The organism is Robinsoniella sp. (genome assembly GCF_034124845.1).
This window is the reverse complement of the sequence record NZ_JAWYAJ010000594.1, coordinates 8154-12096: the sequence shown is the minus strand read 5'-3', so window position 1 is coordinate 12096 and position 3943 is coordinate 8154. Positions and strand designations below refer to the sequence as shown.

Sequence of the window (3943 nt, the reverse complement as noted above, 5' to 3'; positions counted from 1 at the left end):
TGTGATAATGGAATCGGTATGGCTCCCGATGTACTTGCCAGTCTCTTATCCAGGGAGCAGCGGGTTAGAAGCAGGGGATCCGGAATCGGAATGAATAATGTGCATGAAAGAATCTGCCTGTATTTCGGCAGGGAATACGGCGTACACGTAGAAAGTGAAGCAGATGAAGGGACAAGGGTGACGATTCACCTGCCTGGAATCCCCATTGAGGAGATCGATCAGGAGGGAGGAGCGATTTGAAAAAGAAGTATTATTTTCCTGTCTTCATATTAGGAGCAATTCTATTCTTCAGCCTCTATATTTTATCCAGGGAGACAAATGTAAAAGAGATACCGGTGAAAAATATTTCTGTCATAACAAGAGGTAAATTAAGTGAGAGCTGGGAAAATTTTAAGCAGGGGGCAGAGCAGGCGGGAACGGATCTAAATGCAAATATCCGTATGATAAGCCTTGGAAATGAGGAAGCAAATAAGCTGGAGGAACAAATTGAATTATTGGAGAGGGAGGTTAATTCCGATGCGGATGCCATTGTGATCGCCCCTGTAGATCATGAAAAAATGGCGGGGTCTCTGGAAAAAATGAAAAGAAATATTCCGGTAATTCTTGTGGAGTCCAGTGTGGATTCCAGGCAGCCTTATGAGATTATAGCCTGTGACAATAAGAAGATGGGAACGGCATTGGCAGAAGAGGTGATGCGCCATGGAAATCTTCGTAAAAAAATACTTCTGATTGGCGGAGACATATCCTGCAGCAGTGTTTTAGACCGGGAGGAAGCATTTCGAAACACCATGAAGATCAGTTATAATACCATACTGGAATGGGAGGAGGCGGACTACAGCAGCGATACTATTTTAAACTATCTGCGGACAAACAATGTGGATGTAATTGTGGCGTTTGATACCGAGATACTGGAAAATGCCGCAAAAGCTTTAAAGGAATATGAAGATCAGTATCCGCCCCAGCTAACGGAGCTGTACGGTGTGGGAAGCAGCAGCAAAGTGATTCGTTATCTGGAAAATGATAACATTGTCAGCATTGTTGTTCAGGATGATTACAGCATGGGGTATCTGGGAGTGAGGGATGCCATCAATGCAATCAACGGAAAGGAAGAAAAAGAAAAAACAGAAATTTCATTTAAAATTGTGGATCACGAACACATGTATTCAGAAGAAAATCAGAGGTTACTATTTCCTTTTGTAAGGTAAATCAGGAGAGAGATTATGAAGATGAAAAAATTGTTATTGGAAGCGGTTGTGGTGATACTTTGCCTGGCTGGATGCAGTACTCTGGCAACAGATCAGAAAAAGGAGCAATTGCCGGAACTGAAAATAGGTGTATCGGTCTATTATCAGGATGATGTGTTTATTGAATCAATTATCAGCCGTTTAAAAGAAACGGTGAAAGTGAAGGAAAAGGAAGAAGGCTATAATATTACACTGAATATCGTAGACGGGCAGAACAGCCAGACTCTGCAAAATGAGCAGGTTGATAAGTTTATCTCTCAGGGATATGATGTGATCTGTATGAATCTGGTTGACCGGACTGCAGCAGCCACGATTATCGACAAAGTAAAGAATGCGGATATCCCGGTTATCTTCTTTAACAGGGAGCCTGTGAGTGCGGATATGAAGAGATGGGATAAAGTATATTACGTAGGCTCCAGACCGGAGGAGGCAGGAACCATGCAGGGGGAGATCGTATTGGAGCAGTACCTGAAAGATCCGGGAAGTGTAGATCGCAACCATGATGGCAGGATTCAATATGTAATACTGGAAGGAGAACAGGGACATCAGGACAGTCTGATCCGTACCGAGTATTGTCTAAAGCCATTGTTAGATAATAATATTGTTTTAGAGAAGCTTGCCAATGCCACCGCGAACTGGCAAAAATCCCAGGGAGAGGAAAAAATGAGCGGATGGCTGGAAGAATTCAAGGACAAGATAGAAGTAGTCTTCAGTAACAACGATGAGATGGCGCTTGGTGCAATTTCAGCGATAAAAAAGGCAGGATATGAGGGGAAGATACAGGTAGTTGGCGTTGATGGGACTGAAGCGGCAATAAAAGCAGTAGAAAATAAGGAGATGCTGGGTACCGTAATCAATGATGCTAAAAAACAGGCGGACAGCATTTTTAAATTGGCTTTTTATTCTGCGTCTGGCCAGGGAGTAGACATGGTAAAAGAATTGCAGCCGGATAATTGTGTACGCATAGGTCATAAGCTGTTTGCACAGTGGTCCAAAATGGATGAGACGGAAGGGGGGATGGGAACAACAATGTAGAACAGCAGTTAGAACAGCAGTAAGCCGAACCAATTGAGATGATACTGATTATATGGCAGATGATTATAAATGAGTGAAAAACGAATCTATTAAATGTTCCGTAAACAACTGTACTCATCATGCTGAAATCTGCAGCAGGAATAGGTATTGTTCAACTGGATCGGCTTTTTAATGAAATCAATCTAGGAACATAAAGCATTGGTGATTATTGACATAAAGATGGAGCTATACACCAAATGATATCAATTCACTGCCCATCAGATGCAGTTTATCAGCGGTATAATAGCTCCATAATCAACGGGCTATTTCCTTCTAGTTCATTAAGTAGAAGGGAATGTTTGTTTTATATGTATGATTAATGAATGAAACGGAAAACTCCAATTACTTTACCCTGAATACAAAGCCCGTCATTTTCAATAATAATAGGCTCCATTGTATCGTTTTCAGGCTGCAGGCGATAGTAGCCGTCTTCTTTATAATATGTTTTTACTGTAGCCGAATCATCAATTAAGGCAACTACGATATCTCCATTTTGAGCGGTGGACTGTTTTTGCACGAGAATCTGATCACCATCGAAGATTCCAGCATTGATCATGCTTTCACCCTTAACAGTCAGCATAAAGGTCTGTGCGTTCGGCATAAACTCTGAAGGGATAGGAAAGTAGCTCTCTACATTTTCCACTGCAAGGATAGGCTGACCGGCTGCAATCCGTCCAACGATGGGAACATTCACCACTTCGCGTCTGACCATATTAAAATTGTCATCCAGAATTTCAATCGCCCGGGGTTTTGTAGGGTCCCGTCGAATATAACCATTTTTCTCTAATGTCTCCAGATGGGAATGAACAGAAGAGGTGGATTTTAAATGTACCGCTTCACAAATCTCACGAACTGCAGGTGGAAAACCACGGTTTAATATTTCATTTTTTATATATTCTAATATTTCAGCTTGTTTTTTCGAAATTTTGCCATATGCCATATTTCACATACCTCCTAATACATCTATTTTTCTTATACTAACATATTTTTGTGCAAAATGCAAACAAATGTTTAGAATGCTTGTTCGTAATTTTGTCGAAACAGTGTTGACAAACGTCTGTTCTTGTAATATAATGTCAATAAATCGAACATTCGTTCGTTACAAATGTTCGGACAAGATTTTTAGTATAAAATAATAAAAAATGAATACAATCAAAGTGTAGAAGGGGGATTTAATTGTTATGGGAACGAGAGAGAATATGCATTCTGTTAAAAATGAAATGATGAAGCTATTATTTGACCGCAAAGTATTTTTGAGTCTGGCTTCATTAGTAATAGCGGCGATGATCTTAATAGCCTGCAACAGTTTTATTGTAAACGCCAGCAGTAAGGCAAAACCACAGACATATAAATACTATACAGAAGTACGTATCGGACACAATGATACATTGTGGGGAATAGCAGAAGAATATATGACGGATGATTACGATTCTGTAAATAGTTATATTAATGAAGTATTAAATATAAATTCTATGTTAACAGAAGATGTGCATTATGGTCAGAGAATTATTGTACCTTATTATTCAACAGAATTAAAGCAATAAATTAAATGAGCCCCAGTTGGCCGTCGAGTATTTTTTCTCGGCGGTTTTTTTAATAGTATATTGTGGTATACTGTTAAGTAA

5 protein-coding genes are annotated in these 3943 nt (G+C 39.9%); 4 read left to right on the top strand and 1 reads right to left on the bottom strand.

The features are described from left to right. The 3 genes from ACH2DQ_RS29260 to ACH2DQ_RS29250 all read left to right on the top strand — a co-directional run. Positions 1 to 240 (top strand): sensor histidine kinase (locus tag ACH2DQ_RS29260; protein ID WP_395028828.1); only part of this gene is annotated, 240 nt, incomplete at its 5' end. Continuing rightward, positions 237 to 1205, top strand: a complete 969-nt coding sequence (locus tag ACH2DQ_RS29255) for a substrate-binding domain-containing protein (protein WP_394911242.1) — start codon at positions 237 to 239, stop codon at positions 1203 to 1205. The genes ACH2DQ_RS29260 and ACH2DQ_RS29255, both read left to right, overlap by 4 nt. 15 nt (positions 1206 to 1220) lie before the next feature. After that, the gene (locus ACH2DQ_RS29250; protein WP_394911243.1) at positions 1221 to 2279 is read left to right on the top strand and encodes a galactose ABC transporter substrate-binding protein; all 1059 of its coding nucleotides are present in this window, start codon (positions 1221 to 1223) and stop codon (positions 2277 to 2279) included. 355 nt (positions 2280 to 2634) lie between these two features. Here ACH2DQ_RS29250 and lexA read toward each other — a convergent pair whose 3' ends face one another. Further along, entirely contained in the window at positions 2635 to 3258 is a 624-nt protein-coding gene (gene lexA, locus ACH2DQ_RS29245; protein ID WP_394911244.1) for a transcriptional repressor LexA, read from the bottom strand. A gap of 241 nt (positions 3259 to 3499) precedes the next feature. Here lexA and ACH2DQ_RS29240 point away from each other — a divergent pair, with 241 nt between their 5' ends. Further along, positions 3500 to 3862: a hypothetical protein gene (locus tag ACH2DQ_RS29240; RefSeq protein WP_394911245.1), complete on the top strand. Its 363-nt coding sequence runs from the start codon at positions 3500 to 3502 to the stop codon at positions 3860 to 3862. The last annotated feature ends 81 nt before the right edge of the window (positions 3863 to 3943 follow it).